At 72.4% G+C, this 15,322-nt stretch carries 17 protein-coding genes; 10 read left to right on the top strand and 7 right to left on the bottom strand.

Features of this window, described 5'->3' with window-relative positions; genetic code table 11:
• From N4P33_RS22370 to N4P33_RS22350, 5 genes are all read left to right on the top strand, one after another.
• On the top strand, positions 1-266 hold a 266-nt coding region (locus N4P33_RS22370; protein WP_260828436.1), incomplete at its 5' end, for an ROK family protein.
• Between the two features lie 139 nt (positions 267-405).
• The gene (locus N4P33_RS22365; RefSeq protein ID WP_260828435.1) at positions 406-597 is read left to right on the top strand and encodes a hypothetical protein; all 192 of its coding nucleotides are present in this window, start codon (positions 406-408) and stop codon (positions 595-597) included.
• A 143-nt stretch (positions 598-740) separates the two neighbouring features.
• Complete coding sequence (locus N4P33_RS22360; RefSeq protein WP_260828434.1) at positions 741-1,784, top strand: NUDIX hydrolase; 1,044 nt, start codon at positions 741-743, stop codon at positions 1,782-1,784.
• Positions 1,785-1,941: 157 nt separating this feature from the next.
• Positions 1,942-3,177: an NAD(P)/FAD-dependent oxidoreductase gene (locus N4P33_RS22355; protein ID WP_260828433.1), complete on the top strand. Its 1,236-nt coding sequence runs from the start codon at positions 1,942-1,944 to the stop codon at positions 3,175-3,177.
• 92 nt (positions 3,178-3,269) lie between these two features.
• Positions 3,270-4,166, top strand: coding sequence for an RNA polymerase sigma-70 factor (locus tag N4P33_RS22350; RefSeq protein ID WP_260828438.1), 897 nt, complete (start codon positions 3,270-3,272; stop codon positions 4,164-4,166).
• Between the two features lie 103 nt (positions 4,167-4,269).
• Here the strand turns inward: N4P33_RS22350 and N4P33_RS22345 are convergent, their stop codons facing one another.
• Positions 4,270-5,634: a dipeptidase gene (locus tag N4P33_RS22345; protein ID WP_260828432.1), complete on the bottom strand. Its 1,365-nt coding sequence runs from the start codon at positions 5,632-5,634 to the stop codon at positions 4,270-4,272.
• A gap of 194 nt (positions 5,635-5,828) precedes the next feature.
• Here N4P33_RS22345 and N4P33_RS22340 point away from each other — a divergent pair, with 194 nt between their 5' ends.
• Positions 5,829-7,061: a geranylgeranyl reductase family protein gene (locus N4P33_RS22340; RefSeq protein ID WP_260828431.1), complete on the top strand. Its 1,233-nt coding sequence runs from the start codon at positions 5,829-5,831 to the stop codon at positions 7,059-7,061.
• Here N4P33_RS22340 and N4P33_RS22335 read toward each other — a convergent pair.
• Positions 7,051-7,503 carry a nitroreductase family deazaflavin-dependent oxidoreductase gene (locus N4P33_RS22335; protein WP_260828430.1) on the bottom strand — a complete coding sequence of 151 codons (453 nt, stop codon included), beginning with the start codon at positions 7,501-7,503 and terminating at the stop codon, positions 7,051-7,053. The genes N4P33_RS22340 and N4P33_RS22335 overlap by 11 nt on opposite strands.
• A 154-nt stretch (positions 7,504-7,657) precedes the next feature.
• Between N4P33_RS22335 and N4P33_RS22330 the strand changes: the two genes are divergently transcribed.
• The 3 genes from N4P33_RS22330 (at position 7,658) to N4P33_RS22320 (ending at position 10,333) form a co-directional block, all read left to right on the top strand.
• Positions 7,658-8,344, top strand: a complete 687-nt coding sequence (locus N4P33_RS22330) for a TetR/AcrR family transcriptional regulator (RefSeq protein ID WP_260828428.1) — start codon at positions 7,658-7,660, stop codon at positions 8,342-8,344.
• A gap of 88 nt (positions 8,345-8,432) precedes the next feature.
• Positions 8,433-9,671 carry a sensor histidine kinase gene (locus tag N4P33_RS22325; protein ID WP_260828427.1) on the top strand — a complete coding sequence of 413 codons (1,239 nt, stop codon included), beginning with the start codon at positions 8,433-8,435 and terminating at the stop codon, positions 9,669-9,671.
• Positions 9,668-10,333: a response regulator transcription factor gene (locus N4P33_RS22320; protein ID WP_260828425.1), complete on the top strand. Its 666-nt coding sequence runs from the start codon at positions 9,668-9,670 to the stop codon at positions 10,331-10,333. The genes N4P33_RS22325 and N4P33_RS22320 overlap by 4 nt, the downstream gene beginning before the upstream one ends.
• A gap of 194 nt (positions 10,334-10,527) precedes the next feature.
• On the opposite strand, the gene N4P33_RS22315 is transcribed toward N4P33_RS22320, so the two are convergent.
• Positions 10,528-10,785 (bottom strand): DUF6332 family protein, encoded by a 258-nt coding sequence (locus N4P33_RS22315; RefSeq protein ID WP_260828424.1) that lies wholly within the window; start codon positions 10,783-10,785, stop codon positions 10,528-10,530.
• Positions 10,786-10,863: 78 nt separating this feature from the next.
• Complete coding sequence (locus N4P33_RS22310; protein WP_260828420.1) at positions 10,864-12,345, bottom strand: MFS transporter; 1,482 nt, start codon at positions 12,343-12,345, stop codon at positions 10,864-10,866.
• An 86-nt stretch (positions 12,346-12,431) separates the two neighbouring features.
• On the opposite strand from N4P33_RS22310, the gene N4P33_RS22305 reads away from it, so the two are divergent.
• Positions 12,432-12,824: a MarR family winged helix-turn-helix transcriptional regulator gene (locus N4P33_RS22305; protein WP_260828419.1), complete on the top strand. Its 393-nt coding sequence runs from the start codon at positions 12,432-12,434 to the stop codon at positions 12,822-12,824.
• Positions 12,825-12,833: 9 nt separating this feature from the next.
• Here the strand turns inward: N4P33_RS22305 and N4P33_RS22300 are convergent, their stop codons facing one another.
• From N4P33_RS22300 to N4P33_RS22290, 3 genes are all read right to left on the bottom strand, one after another.
• Positions 12,834-13,568: a maleylpyruvate isomerase family mycothiol-dependent enzyme gene (locus N4P33_RS22300; RefSeq protein ID WP_260828418.1), complete on the bottom strand. Its 735-nt coding sequence runs from the start codon at positions 13,566-13,568 to the stop codon at positions 12,834-12,836.
• A gap of 91 nt (positions 13,569-13,659) precedes the next feature.
• Positions 13,660-14,538, bottom strand: a complete 879-nt coding sequence (locus N4P33_RS22295; protein WP_260828417.1) for an SDR family oxidoreductase — start codon at positions 14,536-14,538, stop codon at positions 13,660-13,662.
• Positions 14,539-14,744: 206 nt separating this feature from the next.
• Positions 14,745-15,322: MFS transporter (locus N4P33_RS22290; RefSeq protein ID WP_260828416.1), on the bottom strand; the 578-nt coding region annotated here is incomplete at its 5' end.

Below are 15,322 nucleotides of genomic sequence, written 5' to 3'. Positions count from 1 at the left end.
AACGGGCCGCGCGGGCGCTGGCCGCCGGCATCGCGGCGACCGCGACGCTCGTCGAGATCGACATCGCCGTGATCGGCGGGGGAGTGGGCAAGGCCGGCGAGATCCTCTTCGCCCCTCTGCGCCGGGCCCTCGCCGACTACGCCACCCTCTCCTTCGTCCAGCGTCTCGCGGTGACCCCGGCCCGGATGGGCACGGACGCGGGACTGGTCGGGGCGGCGGCAGCGGCCCTCGCGCGACGGCAGGACACGGCGGCGGCGGGGGTTTGAGGGAGCGCGGCGGGGGGCTGAGGGAAGCGAGGCGCTTCGCGCCGATCCCGCGTGCCCGGCGTTCCTGGCCGGCCGAGGCCGGGCGCCCGGCGAGAAATCCGTGCGTGACCCCCGGACCCCTCCCGCAGTTGAGGCGGGTATGAAGAAGCGCAGCATGCTGGCCATCGCCTCCCTCGCCACCGGATTCGTCGTCGCGGCGGTCACTCCCTCGCAGGCCGCCGGTGACGGCCTCGACGGCATCGGCGTCCAGGACGCCCTCGGCACCCTCGACCAGGCCGTCGACAGCGAGAACCTGAAGCTGGACTACCAGACCCAGCAAGAAAAGGACTGACGAGCCCCACGGCAGGACCGTACGGCGCCGGCGCCCCTCCCCTCGGGGCGCTGGCGCCGTCGTCATGCGTTCTCAACTGGGGCTGGTTTCCGTGGCAGGGTGGAGCGGGCAAGCCTCTGGGGGCCAACAGAAGAGGGGGAACCGTGACCGTGGTCTGGATCAACGGTGCGTTCGGTGCGGGGAAGACCACCACCGCACGGGAACTGATCGAGCTGATCCCGAACAGCACGCTCTTCGACCCCGAGGTCATCGGCGGGGCGCTCGCACATCTGCTGCCGGCCAAACGCCTCGCCGAGGTCGGCGACTACCAGGACCTCCCGATCTGGCGCCGTCTCGTGATCGACACGGCCGCCGCGATGCTCACCGAGCTCGGCGGCACCCTCGTGGTCCCCATGACCCTGCTGCGCCAGGACTACCGCGACGAGATCTTCGGCGGCCTCGCCGCCCGCCGCATCCCGGTCCGCCATGTCCTTCTCGCCCCGGCGGAAACGATCCTGCGGGAGCGCATAGCGGGTCGTGAGGTGCCGGAGGACCTGCCCGACGGCGAGATACGCGTCCGACAGTGGTCCTACGACCACATCGAGCCGTACAAGGCCGCCCTCGCCTCCTGGCTCACCGCCGACGCCTACCCGGTCGACACCGGGGCGCTGAGCCCGTACGACGCGGCCGCCCGGATCGCCGAGGCGGTGCGCAGCGGCGCGGTGCCCGTCTGCGACATCGTGCAGACGCCGGAGCCCACCGCGGAGACCGTCGCGGCGGGCGTGCTGCTCTTCGACGAGCAGGACCGGGTGCTGCTGGTCGACCCCACCTACAAGCCGGGCTGGGAGTTCCCGGGCGGCGTGGTGGAGCCGGGGGAGGCGCCGGCGCGGGCCGGGATGCGTGAGGTCGCCGAGGAGACGGGGGTCAGGCTGGCCGAGGTGCCGTCGCTGCTGGTCGTCGACTGGGAGCCGCCCGCGCCGCCCGGCTACGGGGGGCTGCGGCTTCTCTTCGACGGCGGCCGGCTCGACGCGGAGGCCGCCGGACGCCTGCTGCTGCCCGGGCCCGAGCTGCGCGAGTGGCGCTTCGCGAGTGAGGCGGAGGCCGCCGAACTGCTGCCGCCGGTGCGCTACGCCCGCCTCCGCCAGGCGCTCCGCGCGAGGGAACGGGGCAAGGCGGCGTATCTGGAGGCGGGCGTCCCGGTGGGCTAGGACACGGCGTTCCCGGCCGTCCACGCCCGCCCCGTCGCCCCTGACGTACCCCGCCCACCGCCCTCCGAGCACCGGTAAGTGATCTGGCTCACAGCGTGTCACAGGCGTCGACGGCCCGGTGACTTATGGCCGAGACCTTGAGACACAGGAGGGCAGCATGACCGGGAACACCCATGTGGTCGTGATCGGCGGCGGATACGCGGGCGTGATGGCCGCGAACCGGCTGACGCAGCGCGACGACGTGACCGTGACACTGATCAACCCGCGCCCGGAACTCGTCCACCGGGTGCGCCTGCACCAGCTGGTCGGCGGGTCCGACGACGCCGTCGTCGCCTACCAGGACGTCCTGTCCGAGCGCGTACGGCTGCTGGTCGACACCGTGACCTTGATCAACGCGGCCGGGCGCAGCGTGACCCTGGCGGACGGTGGCGTGCTCGCCTACGACTATCTGATCTACGCCGTGGGCAGCGGCAGCGCGGAACCGAGCGTGCCCGGGGCGGCCGGGTTCGCGTACCCGATCGCCAGTCTGGAGGAGGCCCGGCGGCTGCGCGCGGTCCTCGACGCCACGCCCGCCACGGCCCCGGTGACGGTGGTCGGCGCCGGGCCCTCCGGCATCGAGACCGCCGCCGAACTCGCGGAGCAGGGGCGCCGGGTGACGCTGGTCTGCGGCGGCGTCCTCGGCCCGTACCTGCACACCCGTGGCCGGCGCTCGGTCGCCAAGCGCCTGGCCGATCTCGGGGTGACGGTCGTCGACGGCACCGGCACGAAGGTGACGGCGGTGACCCGCGACGCCGTGCGGCTCGCCGACGGCCGTGAGCTGCCGAGCGAGGTCACCGTCTGGACCGTCGGCTTCGGTGTGCCCGACCTGGCCGCGCGCAGCGGGCTGAGCACCGACGCCGTGGGCCGTGTGCTCACCGACGAGACGCTGACGAGCGTGGACGACGAGCGGATCCTCGCGGCCGGGGACTCCGCGGCACCGTCCGGCCTTGCGCTGCGGATGAGCTGCCTGAACGCGACGCCCCTGGGTGCGCGCGCGGCCGACACGGTGCTCAGCCGGCTCGCGGGCGAGCAGCCCGAGCACCTGCACCAGTCGTTCTCCGCCCAGTGCGTCAGCCTGGGCCGCGGCGCGGGCATCTACCAGTTCGCCAACCGGTCCGACGTCGCCGTGCCGCTGTACATCGGCGCGGGGCTGGCTGCCAAGATCAAGGAAGCGGTCTGCCAGGGCATCCCCAAGCACCTGTCCGGTGAGGCGCACAAGCCCGGCTCGTTCAGCCTGCACCGCATGCCGGGAGGCGTCGCCAAGCGCCGGCAGTTGCTGCGCGCCCACCGCGCCGAGACGCCGGCCACCCCCGACGGCGCCGGGACGCCGGCCACCGCCGACCGGGCGGCCTGACCGGAGCGCACCGCGAGGATCTCGCCGTGGACGCACGCGAACGCGGCCGGCCCTCGGGGCCGGCCGCGCGGGACAAGGACAAGGAACGAGAGTTGAGCGACGACACCGCCGACCCGGCGACCGAGGACTTCCTGACCCACCGCAACCTGCTCTTCACCGTCGCCTACGAGATGCTCGGATCGGCGGCCGACGCCGAGGACGTCCTCCAGGAGACCTGGCTGCGCTGGGTCAAGGCCGATCGGGAGCAGGTGCGCGACCCGCGCGCCTTCCTCGTCCGCATCACCACCCGCCAGGCGCTCAACCGGCTGCGCACCCTCAAGCGCCGCCGGGAGGCCTACGTCGGCCCCTGGCTGCCCGAGCCGCTGCTCACCGCACCGGACGTGGCCGAGGACGTCGAGCTGGCCGAGAGCGTGTCGATGGCGCTGATGCTCGTCCTGGAGACGCTGTCACCGACCGAGCGGGCCGTCTTTGTGCTGCGCGAGGTCTTCGACATCGGCTACGACGAGATCGCGGCCGCCGTCGACAAGAGCCCCGCGGCCGTCCGCCAGATAGCCCACCGCGCCCGCCGGCACGTCGACGCCCGCCGCCCCCGCCAGGTGGTCACCTCGCACCAGGGCCGGGCCGCCCTGAAGTCGTTCCAGCGCGCCATCGAGACCGGGGACCCGCAGGCCCTCCTCGACGTGCTCGCCCCCGAGGTCGTCCTGATGAGCGACGGCGGCGGCATCAAGCACGCCGCGCTGCGGCCGGTCCTCGGCGCCGAGCGGGTGGCCCGCATGTTCGCCGGCGGCATCGGGAAACTCACCAGCACCCTCACCACCGAACCCACCGTGGTCAACGGCCACCCGGCACTCCTCGTCCGCCTCGACGGTGAGATCGACGGCGTCATGGCCCTCAGCGTCGAGGACGACCGCGTCACCGGCCTCTACTACGTCCGCAACCCCGAGAAACTGACCCACATCACCTCCGCGCCCCAGCTCGCCTTCCGCTGAACACCCGGGTCCCGACACGGGACGGGCGCACAGTGCCCCGCCTCTCCTCGAAGTCGCCGAAGGAGAGACGGGGCACTGCTGCACAAGGAGCGGCAGCCGGGTCTCAGCTGCTCGCGTTCGCCGCGTAGTTGCGCAGGAACAGGGCCTCCGCCACCGACAGGCGCTCCAGTTCCTCGGGCGAGACGCTCTCGTTGACCGCGTGGATCTGGGCCTCCGGCTCGCTCAGCCCGATCAGGAGGATCTCCGCGCGGGGGTACAGGGCGGCGAGCGTGTTGCACAGGGGGATGGAGCCGCCCTGGCCGGCGTACTGCAGTTCCTCACCCGGGTAGGCGACCGCCATCGCGTCGGCCATGGCCTGGTACGCCGGGCTCGTGGTGTCCGCGCGGAACGCCTGCCCCTGGCCGATCTGCTCCACCGACACCCGCGCACCCCACGGCGTGTGGCCCTCCACATGGGCCTGGAGCAGCTTGGTCGCCTCGGCGGCGTCGACGCCCGGCGGCACCCGCAGGCTGATCAGCGCACGGGCGCTCGCCTGCACGGACGGCGTGGCACCGATCACCGGCGGGCAGTCGATGCCGAGCACGGTGACCGCCGGGCGCGCCCAGATGCGGTCGGCGACCGTGCCCGAGCCGATGAGCCCGACCCCGTCCAGCACCTTGGCGTCCTTGCGGAACTGCTCCTCGTCGTAACTCAGCCCGTCCCACGCGGCGTCCCCGGTCAGCCCGTCGATCGTCGTGCTGCCGTCCTCCGCGCGCAGCGAGTCGAGGACGCGGATCAGCGCGGCCAGCGCGTCGGGCGCGGCGCCGCCGAACTGCCCCGAGTGCAGATTGCCCTCCAGCGTGTCGATCCGGACCCGCACCATCGTCATCCCGCGCAACGTGGACGTGACCGTCGGCAGCCCGACCCGGAAGTTGCCCGTGTCGCCGATGACGATGGTGTCGGCGGCCAGCAGCTCGGGGTGCTGCTCGGCGTAGCGCTCCAGGCCGCCCGTCCCCTGCTCCTCCGAACCCTCGGCGATCACCTTGACGTTGACCGGTATGCCGCCGTTCGCCTTCAGTGCGCGCAGCGCCAGCAGATGCATGATCAGGCCGCCCTTGCAGTCGGCGGCCCCGCGCCCGTACCAGCGGCCGTCCCGCTCGGTCAGCTCGAACGGCGGCGTCGCCCAGCCCGCCTCGTCCAGCGGCGGCTGCACGTCGTAGTGGGCGTACAGCAGCACGGTCTTCGCGCCCTCGGGTCCTGGCAGGAATCCGTACACCGACTGCGTGCCGTCGGGGGTGTCGACCAGCGCCACATCCTCGAATCCCTCGGCGGTCAGCGCGTCGGCGATCCAGCGCGCGGCGCCCTCGCTCTCGCTGCGCGGGAACTGGTCGAAGTCCGCCACCGACTTGAAGGCCACCAGCTCGGCGAGCTCCTCCCTCGCCCGCGGCATCAGCGAGGCGACGGTCGCGGCGACCGGATTCGACGACATGGGCACGCTCCTTGTGGGTGCGACGTTGTCTGGGTGCGTACATCTGTGTACGACATGATCGTGCGGCATGGGTGAGAGGTCCCGTGTAGGGGGCACCCACGCCGCCGATCCTCCCACAGCGACCTCGGGCGATCACCGCCGTAGGATGCGGGAGGCAGCAGCGGCAGGCGACTGGATCGGAGCGGTAGACCATCGTGACCAGCGAGAACTCTTCGGCGGACGGCGAGCGCCAGGTGTGGGACGTCGTCGTGGTGGGCGCGGGACCCGCGGGGGCCTCGGCCGCCTACGCGGCGGCGGTCGCGGGACGGCGCGTGCTGCTGCTGGAGAAGGCGGAGCTGCCCCGCTACAAGACCTGCGGCGGCGGCATCATCGGTCCCTCGCGCGACGCGCTCCCGCCCGGCTTCGACCTGCCCCTGAAGGACCGGGTGCACGCGGTGACGTTCTCGCACAACGGCCGCTTCGCCCGCACCCGCCGCTCCCGCCGGATGCTGTTCGGGCTGATCAACCGGCCCGAGTTCGACCAGCAGCTCGTGGAGTGCGCGCAGAAGGCGGGCGCCGAACTGCGCACCGGCGTCACCGTGCAGCGCGTCGAGCAGCACGGCTCGGCCGTGCCCGACCGGCGCACGGTCGCCGTCGTCCTGCACGGCGGCGAGACGGTGCTCGCCCGCGCGGTCGTCGGCGCGGACGGCAGCGCGGGCCGCATAGGAGCGCATGTCGGGGTCAAGGTCGACCAGGTGGACCTGGGCCTGGAGGCGGAGATCCCGGTGCCCGAGACCGTCGCCGAGGACTGGAAGGGGCGCATCCTCATCGACTGGGGCCCCATGCCCGGCAGTTACGGCTGGGTCTTCCCCAAGGGCGACACCCTCACCGTCGGCGTGATCTCCCGGCGCGGCGAAGGCGCGGCGACCAAGCGCTACCTGGAGGACTTCATCGGCCGCCTCGGCCTCGCCGGCTTCGAGCCGAGCATCTCCTCCGGTCACCTGACCCGCTGCCGCGCCGACGACTCGCCGCTCTCGCGCGGCCGGGTCCTGGTCTGCGGCGACGCGGCCGGGCTGCTGGAGCCGTGGACCCGCGAGGGCATCTCCTTCGCGCTGCGCTCCGGCCGCTTGGCGGGGGAGTGGGCGGTCCGCATCGCCGAGGCCCACGACGCGGTGGACGCCCGCCGCCAGGCGCTGAACTACGCGTTCGCCGTCAAGGCGGGGCTCGGCGTCGAGATGAGCGTCGGCAAGCGGATGCTGGCGGCCTTCGAACGGCGCCCCGGCCTGTTCCACATGGCCCTCACCGGCTTCCGCCCGGCCTGGAAGGCGTTCAAGGACATCACCCAGGGCTCGACATCGCTCGGCGAGCTGGTCCGCACGCATCCGATGGCCCAGCGCGCGCTGACCGTGCTGGACCGGCGCTATCAGAGCGACGGCGTCAGCTCGTGACCGTGATCCGGAAGACGGGGTGGTCGGGCGCGGCGGCGACGAGTTCCTCGTCGGAGGATTCGGCGGTCGCCCCCTTGAAGTACTGGTTGACCTCCCAGCCCCACTTCTTCAGATAGGTCCGCAGGATCGGGAGCTTCTCCTCGTCGGAGAGCTCCACCGCGGTGAACACCCGCACCTTGCGTCCGACCCGGAGCTCCCCGCCCCCGGCGGCCCGCATGTTGCGCACCCACTGGGAATGGCCGCGCGCCGAGACCAGGTACTGCCCGCCGTCGTACGTGTGCGGGTTGACCGGGATGCGCTGCATCCGCCCGCTGCTGCGGCCGCGGACGGACATCTCCGCGGCCCCCGCCAGACTGAAGCCGTGCCGCGCCAGCCAGCCGACGAGGCGATTGAAGCGGACGGTCATCGCGCTGCCTTTGCGGTAGTACGGCGAGGACGACATGACGGACTCCCGGAATACGAGGACGGGGTGAGCGCCGCTCGCAAACGCGAGCGCTGCTCTCTCTTCCTCTCAGTCTGCACGCCGTCCCCTGCCCTGGCAAGAGCACTGCTCTCCTTTGTGTGCGCCGCTCTGCTTTCATGCGACACTGACCCCCATGAGCACCGCACACGGCGCCCGCGCCCGGGCCAGGATCGAAGTCACCGCGGCCATCAAGCAGGAGGCCCGCGGACAGCTCGCGGCGGAGGGTGCGGCCAAACTCTCGCTACGGGCCGTCGCCCGCGAACTGGGCATGGCCTCCTCGGCGATCTACCGCTACTTCCCGAGCCGTGACGACCTGCTGACCGCCCTCATCATCGACGCGTACGACTCCCTCGGCGAAGCAGCGGAAGCAGCCCGCACCACGGCAGCCGGCACCCCACCGACCGAGCGCTGGATCGCGGTCTGCGAAGCCGTACGCACCTGGGCCCTGGCCCATCCGCACGAGTACGCCCTGATCTACGGCACCCCGGTGCCCGGCTACACCGCACCCCGCACCACCGTCCAGGCCGCCTCCCGCGTCGCCCTCGCCCTCATCGCCGTCCTCCGCGAGGCGCACCAGGAGTCACGTCTCACCGAGCCGGCCCTCCCCGCAGACCTCCGTCCCGAGGCCGAACGGATGGCCGCCGACTTCGCCCCCGACCTGCCGCCGGAGACCGCGGCGGCGATGGTCGCGGCCTGGGCCCAGCTGTTCGGCCTGGTCGGCTTCGAGCTGTTCGGCCAGTTCAACCGGGTGGTGGAGGACCGCGACCGCTTCTTCCGCCACGCGGCGACCCAGCTCGCCCACTCGGTGGGTCTCAGCTAGCCGAGGCACGTGTACTTCACCGGGAGTACCCGTGATCACCACGCCGGGGTGACGCCGCTCGGGCCGACCGGCGTCTAGCGTGACGGACATGGACGAGCAGCAGGGGCACGGCCGGATCCGGCCTCCGGCCTGGTGGACGTACGGCCCACGGGGCCGGGACGACCTGGAGACGGCACCCGGCAAGGACGGCATCGCCCGCCTGCCCTGGATCACCACCCTCCTCATCACGGCCTTCGTCATGGCGGGCTCCACCTTCGCCGCCCACGCCCAGGAGGGCGAGCGCGTCGCCCTGGACGTCCCCGCCCGCCTCCTGCTGTTCGCGGCAGGCGCCCTGCTCCTGCTGCGCCACCGCCACCCCGTGCCGGTGCTCTTCGGCACCGTCGCCACCGTCCTCCTCTACCTCGGCGCCGGATACCCGTACGGCCCGGTGTTCCTGACCGTCGCCGTGGCCTGCTTCAGCGCCATCGTCAGCGGGCACCGCCGCGCCGCCTGGACGGCGATGGGCACCCTCTGGGCGGGCCATCTGCTCCTCTCCCACCTGCTCTACCGCTGGCTGCCGCCCACCGCGGACTCCGCCGCCTCCTGGAACCAGGAGATCGTGGTCGCCACCTGGGCGGTCGCGCTGGTCGCGGTCTCGGAACTGGCCCGCACCCGGCGTGAGCAGTGGGCGCGCGAGCGAGCCGAACGCGCCCAGGCGGCACGCCGGCGCGCGGACGAGGAGCGCCTGCGCATCGCCCGGGAACTCCACGACGTGCTCGCCCACAGCATCTCCGTGATCAATGTGCAGGCGGGCGTCGGACTCGCCCTCCTGGACAGCGACCCGGAACAGGCACGCACGGCGCTCGCCACCATCAAGGACAAGAGCAAGGAGGCGCTCGGCGAGGTCCGCCAGGTGCTCGACACCCTCCGCGCGCCCGGCGCGGCGCCCCGCACACCGGCCCCCGGCCTGGACCGGCTGCCCGAACTGGTCGACCAGGCGGCCGCCGCCGGTCTCACCGTCACCGTCGAGGGCGAACCGCCGAACCTCCCGCCCGGCGCGGACCTCGCCGCCTTCCGCATCGTCCAGGAGGCCCTCACCAACGTCGTACGGCACTCCCGCTCCCGGCACGCGCGCGTGCACCTCGAGGAGCGCGCAGGGCGACTGCGCCTTCGCATCGACGACGACGGACCCGCCTCCGGCGCCGACGCGGGCGGCAGCGGCAACGGACTGGCCGGAATGCGGGAGCGGGCCGCGTCCCTGGATGGCACCATCGAGGCGGGCCCGCGCCCGGACGGCGGCTTCCGCGTGCTCGCCGTCCTCCCGCTCACGCCGAAGGAGGACCGGTGATCCGCGTACTGCTCGCCGACGACCAGTCACTGGTCCGGGCAGGCTTCCGCGCCCTGCTCGACGCCCAGCCCGACATCGAGGTGGCCGGGGAGGCGTCCGACGGCCACGAGGCGGTACGCCTGATCCGCGAACTGCGCCCGGACGTCGTCCTGATGGACATCCGCATGCCCACCCTCGACGGCCTGGCCGCCACCCGCCAGGTCACCGACGACGCGGACCTGGCCCAGGTCAAGGTGGTCATGCTCACCACCTTCGAACTCGACGAGTACGTCTTCGAAGCACTCCGCTCCGGCGCCTCCGGCTTCCTGGTCAAGGACACCGAACCGGAGGAACTCCTCCGCGCGGTCCGAGCAGTCGTAGCGGGAGACGCCCTCCTCTCACCCGGCGTGACCCGCCGCCTCATCGCCGAGTTCGCCGCCCGCTCCAAGCAACCGGCGGCCGTCGACGCCCTGGGCCGGCTCACCGAACGGGAACGAGAGGTCATGGCCCTCGTGGGCATCGGCCTGTCCAACGAGGAGATCGCCCGCCGCTTGGTCGTCAGCCCCCTCACCGCCAAGACCCACGTCAGCCGCACCATGGTCAAACTGGGCGCCCGCGACCGCGCCCAACTGGTCGTCCTGGCCTACGAATCGGGCCTGGTCCGCCCAGGCTGGCTGGGCTGACCGCAGCGCCCTCATATCGCGTCGGCAGCCGCAGGACGACGCAAGGGGACGTGGTGGTACGGCGCAGCCCGCCCCTTGCCAGAGCCCCACGCCGCCCCACTGTGGCCACACAGGGAGGGGCGCGACTGCGGCGGGCTGCGCCGTACCGCCGCGGCCCCGCCCTCCGGGCTCACCTGGCGCGCCCGCCCTCGGACTCACCCGGCGCGACCCCCCGCCCGAAACCGCACCAGCACACTGACGACCCGAACGAGAAACAGCACCGAGGCGAGCACCAGCCCAGCCCCCCGCAACACCGCCGCCACACCACTCGGCAGCGGGAACAGCACCGCCGGACCAGCCACGGCCCCGAACACGACCGCCGCCGCAAACACCGCACTGACCAGCGCGTACCCGATCTCGACGGTCGCCGCATCCCGCTCGGCCCGACTCCGCCGCCCCCCGTATCCATCCATGCCCCCGAGTCAAACAGGCGTGCGCCCGGCGGAGCAAGCCACCCCGCCGGGCGCACACTTCGGAGGCGGACCCCCTGATCACGGCGCGCCGACGCGCTCCGCTTCCGCCTCCCGCGAGGTGGACTTGGCGACCACAACGGAAGCCCCGCCACGACGCCCCCGCAGCCCAGTGAGCGATATCAGCAGCCCGACCACGGCGATCCCGGCCACCACGATCAACCCGGGCCGGTAACTGTCCAGCACGGCCTGCGGATCGGCGGCCCGTGCCGGCGCATGCGCGGTCACCACAGCTGTCACCACTGCCAGGAACAGCGCACCCCCCACCTGCACCGAGGTGTTGAGCAACCCGGACACCATGCCCTGCTCGTGCTCGTCGACACCGTTCGTCGCCTGGACGTTGAGCGAGGGGAAGGTCAGCGCGAAGCCGGAGCCGACGAGCAGCATGGTCGGCAGGATCACCGCCCCGTACCCGGGATCGAGGTCGATGCGCAGGAACAGCACGTACCCGGTGACCATCAGGCCGAAGCCCAGCACGATCAGCCGAGCGGTGCCGAACCGGTCGATGACGGCCCCCACCTTGGTCGCCGACAGCGCCACGAGCGCACCCGCCGGAAGGAAGGCCAGCGCCGTGTGCAACGCGGACCACCCCAGTAGCTGCTGCATGTACAGCGTGACCAGGAACTGGAACCCGATGTAGCTCCCCACGAACGTCAACGCACCGAGCTGCGCCCGCACTTGCGCCCCGGACCGCAGCACCCCGAGCCGGATCAGGGGACTTGCGCTGCGCCGTTCCACGGCGACGAACACCGCGAGCAGCAGCACGACGGCCGCGAACGACACGACAGTACGCCCGGACCCCCAGCCCACCTCGGGCGCCTGGACGACGGTGAAGACGAGCAGCAGCATCGACCCGGTCCCGAGCACGGCACCCGGAACGTCGTAGCCACCCCGGCTACGCTCCCGCTCCGTACGCGGCAGCAGCCGCATCCCCGCGACGAGGGCGATCAGCGCGATCGGCGCGGGCAGCAGCATGGTGAGCCGCCAACTGGCCTCGGTGAGCAGCCCGGAGAAGACGAGCCCCATCGAGTAACCGGCGGCACCACAGGTCGTGTAGATGGACAACGCCCGGTTGCGCAGGGTCCCTTCGGGAAACGTGGTCGTGATGATGGACAGTCCGGCCGGCGCGGTGAACGCCGCGCTGAGCCCCTTGATGAACCGGCTGGCGATCAGCAGCGGACCGGAGTCGACGAGACCGCCGAGCAGGGAGGCGACGGCGAAGACTCCGAGGGCCACCAGGAACACCTGGCGCCGGCCCAGCAGGTCGGCGGCACGCCCGCCGAGCAGCAGCAGACCGCCGTAGCCGAGGATGTAGCCGCTGACGATCCATTGCAGCGACGAGGTCGACAGGCCGAGGTCGGCGCCGATGGACGGCAGGGCCACGCCGACCATGGACACGTCCAGCGCGTCCAGGAACATCGCGGCGCAGAGCACGAGCAGGGTGCCCCAGAGCCGGGGAGTCCACCGCCCGTCGGGCGCGGAGTGGGTGAGCGGAGAGGTCATGCCCCAGAGATTTGCATGCACAAGCATGAGATGCAAGCGCATTTAATTCAGATGCAATAAATCACCGGCTCTGCTACGGTGCGGCCATGGCGGCGAACCAGGTCGATCGGCAACTAGTGGAACGGTGGCGGGACATCCTGGCGCTGCACGCCCGCACGCAGTGCGAACTGGACCGTGCCCTGCAGCAACACGGCCTGTGCGCAAGTGACTTCGAGGTCCTCGACATCCTCGCGGAGAGCTGCGCGGCGCAGGACTGTGCCTATCGCGTCCAGGAGATCTCCGAGCGGGTCCATCTGAGCCAGAGCGCCCTGTCCCGGCTGGTCGCCCGCCTTGAGAAGGAGGGTCTGGTGGAGCGCGGCATGTGCCCGGAGGACCGCAGGGGCGTGCGGGTCGCGCTCACTGAGAAGGGCCGCGCGCTGCACGGCGAGGTACTGCCCGTGCAACGCGCGGTACTGGCCCGGACGCTCACATGTGACTGAACGGCGGCGCTAGATCACGGCGGACGTCGCCCGCCACAGCTCGGCGAGCGCGGGATCCCCCGAAACGCCGGGCACCGGCATCCGGTTCCACAACGCCAGATACAACTGCTCGGCAGGCCCGCTCAGTTCACACTCGGCGTCCCCGTCCGCACCCCGCACGGTCACCGGCGGCTCCTGCGACACCCGTACCGTCCACATGGCATCCGTGTCCGTCACCCGCACCCTCAGCACCCGGGGCGTCTCGCTGCGCACCCGGCTCTTGCGGCGCGCGTGGAAGCCGCGCAGCAGCTCGTCGATGCCGTCGACCGCGAAGTCGGTGGCGATCGCGGTGGGGGCGCCGCCGAGCGCCGACTCCGCGTCGAAGCGGTGCACAGCCGTCTCGTGCGCCTGACGTCGGGCCCAGAAGGCGAGCGCGGAAGGGGCGCCGGGCAGGAAGGTGAAGCACTCCACGTCGGGCGCCGCACCGGCCAGCGTGTCGACCAGCCGGCGGTGACACGCGCGGTACCAGGCCACCAGCTCAGACCCGTCGAGCGCCGGCTCCTCACCCATCGGGCGCGGCGCGGTGTGCCCCTCGGCGACGAATCCGGCGGCCCACTCGTGCACCACACCGGTGTGCCGCAGCAGGTCGCGTATGCGCCACCCGGGGCACGGCGGCACGGCGGCGTCGACACCGGCCTTCTCGGCGGCGTCGGCCAGCAACCGGCCCTCTGTGTCGAGAATTTCGAGAAACCATGCAGTGTCCATGGCAAGGAGTCTGCCGCACGGAGCGCCCATGATCACGGGCCGCGCTGCCACTCACCACGCCAGATCCACGCGCACCCCTCACCACGCCCCCCTACGGCAGCGGCGTACCGCCCGTCGCGTTGACGATCTCGGCCGTGATGTACGACGCCTCCTGCGAAGCGAGGAAGACATACGCCGGGGCCATCTCGGCCGGCTGGGCGGGCCGCCCGATCGGTGCCTGCTTGCCGAAGTCCTTCGTGTCCGGCAGCGTCGCCGGGATCAGCGGCGTCCACACCGGGCCCGGAGCGACGGCGTTGACGCGGATGCCCCGCTCGATCAGCATCTGCGCGAGCCCCTGGGTGAACGTGACGATCGCCCCCTTCGTCGTCGCGTAGTCGAGCAGATGAGGGCTCGGCTTGTACGCCTGCACCGAGGCGGAGTTGATGACGCTCCCGCCCTCCGGCATGTGCGGCAGGGCGAACTTGCACAGCCAGAACATGCCGTACAGGTTGGTGCGCATCACCCGGTCGAACTGCTCGGTGGAGATCGCCTCGATGCCGTCCGGCTGCGACATCTGGTACGCCGCGTTGTTCACCAGGATGTCGACCCTGCCGAACTCCGACACCGCGCGGTCGATCAGCGCCCGGCAGTTCTCCTCCTCGCGCACGTCGCACGAGACGGCCACGGCACGCCGGCCGGCCTCCTCCACCCAGCGCGCGGTCTCGGCGGCCTCCTCCTTCTCGCTGTCCAGGTGCGTGAACAGCACATCCGCACCCTCGCGTGCGAAGGCCAGCGCGACCGCCCGCCCGATGCCGGAGTCCCCACCGGTGATCACGGCCTTGCGCCCGTCGAGCCGCCCGCTGCCGCGGTAGGTGTCCTCACCGTGGTCCGGCGGCGGATCCATGGGCCCGGTCCAGCCCGGATGCGGCTGGTCCTGGGAGGGGAACTCGGGGGTCGGATGCTGCTCGCCGGGATTCTGCTGCTTGCTCACGTCTCTCTCCCTCTCCCACGGTGGCTCTCACGTACACGCACGGCCGACACCGGGTACCCCGGCTCGGCCTGGGCCCACCCATGGGCTCCGCCGATACGCGCCCACCCACCGCAAACGGCGGTCGGCTGAGAGGTTCACTCTTCAGCCAGCGGTGAACGGGTGGCGGGTGGGCACAGGCCGGGGGGCCGGGGCGGAGCCCCCAGTCCTCAGCCCACCCGCCGCGTCGCCGCGCCGATCACCGTCGCCACCCCCGCGAGCACCGCCACGCTGGTCAGCGCCGCCGGAAGGCTGAGCCAGTCCGCCATGAACCCGATCGCCGGCGGCCCGAGCAGCATCCCGCCGTAACCCAGCGTGGAGGCGGTCGCGACCCCGCTCGGCCCCGCCAGCGCGCCCGCCCGCTCGACGGCCACCGGGAAGAGATTGGCGAGGCCGATGCCGGTCACGGCGTAGCCGAGCAGAGCGGCCCACAGGGAGGGCGCGAGCGCCCCCAGCAGCATCCCGGCGCACGCGGTGGTGCCGCCGACGACCACGGTCCGGGTCCGGCCGAGCCGCTCCAGCAGCGTCGTCCCGGTGAGCCGCCCGACGGTCATGGCGAGCGCGAAACAGGAGTACCCGATGGCCGCGGCCCCCGGCGAGGCGCCGAGGTCCTGCTCCAGATGGAGCGCGCCCCAGTCCGCCAGCGCCCCCTCGCCGTACGCCGTGCACAGCGCGATCAGCCCGAACACGATCACCAGCCCCCGGGTGCGCCGGTCCGTCCGGCGCGGCGTGCCCCGCTCGGCCCGCC

The organism is Streptomyces sp. 15-116A, assembly GCF_025290915.1.
Classification (GTDB): domain Bacteria; phylum Actinomycetota; class Actinomycetes; order Streptomycetales; family Streptomycetaceae; genus Streptomyces.
This window is presented reverse-complemented; position numbering and strand designations above follow the sequence as displayed.

Bases quoted from the DNA above. Each gene is read 5' to 3' on its own strand.
- N4P33_RS22365 (WP_260828435.1), top strand. From the start codon at position 406: ATGAAGAAGCGCAGCATGCTGGCCATCGCCTCCCTCGCCACCGGATTC.
- N4P33_RS22355 (WP_260828433.1), top strand. From the start codon at position 1,942: ATGACCGGGAACACCCATGTGGTCGTGATCGGCGGCGGATACGCGGGC.
- N4P33_RS22345 (WP_260828432.1), bottom strand. From the start codon at position 5,634: ATGTCGTCGAATCCGGTCGCCGCGACCGTCGCCTCGCTGATGCCGCGG.
- N4P33_RS22335 (WP_260828430.1), bottom strand. From the start codon at position 7,503: ATGTCGTCCTCGCCGTACTACCGCAAAGGCAGCGCGATGACCGTCCGC.
- N4P33_RS22330 (WP_260828428.1), top strand. From the start codon at position 7,658: ATGAGCACCGCACACGGCGCCCGCGCCCGGGCCAGGATCGAAGTCACC.
- N4P33_RS22325 (WP_260828427.1), top strand. From the start codon at position 8,433: ATGGACGAGCAGCAGGGGCACGGCCGGATCCGGCCTCCGGCCTGGTGG.
- N4P33_RS22315 (WP_260828424.1), bottom strand. From the start codon at position 10,785: ATGGATGGATACGGGGGGCGGCGGAGTCGGGCCGAGCGGGATGCGGCG.
- N4P33_RS22310 (WP_260828420.1), bottom strand. From the start codon at position 12,345: ATGACCTCTCCGCTCACCCACTCCGCGCCCGACGGGCGGTGGACTCCC.
- N4P33_RS22305 (WP_260828419.1), top strand. From the start codon at position 12,432: ATGGCGGCGAACCAGGTCGATCGGCAACTAGTGGAACGGTGGCGGGAC.
- N4P33_RS22300 (WP_260828418.1), bottom strand. From the start codon at position 13,568: ATGGACACTGCATGGTTTCTCGAAATTCTCGACACAGAGGGCCGGTTG.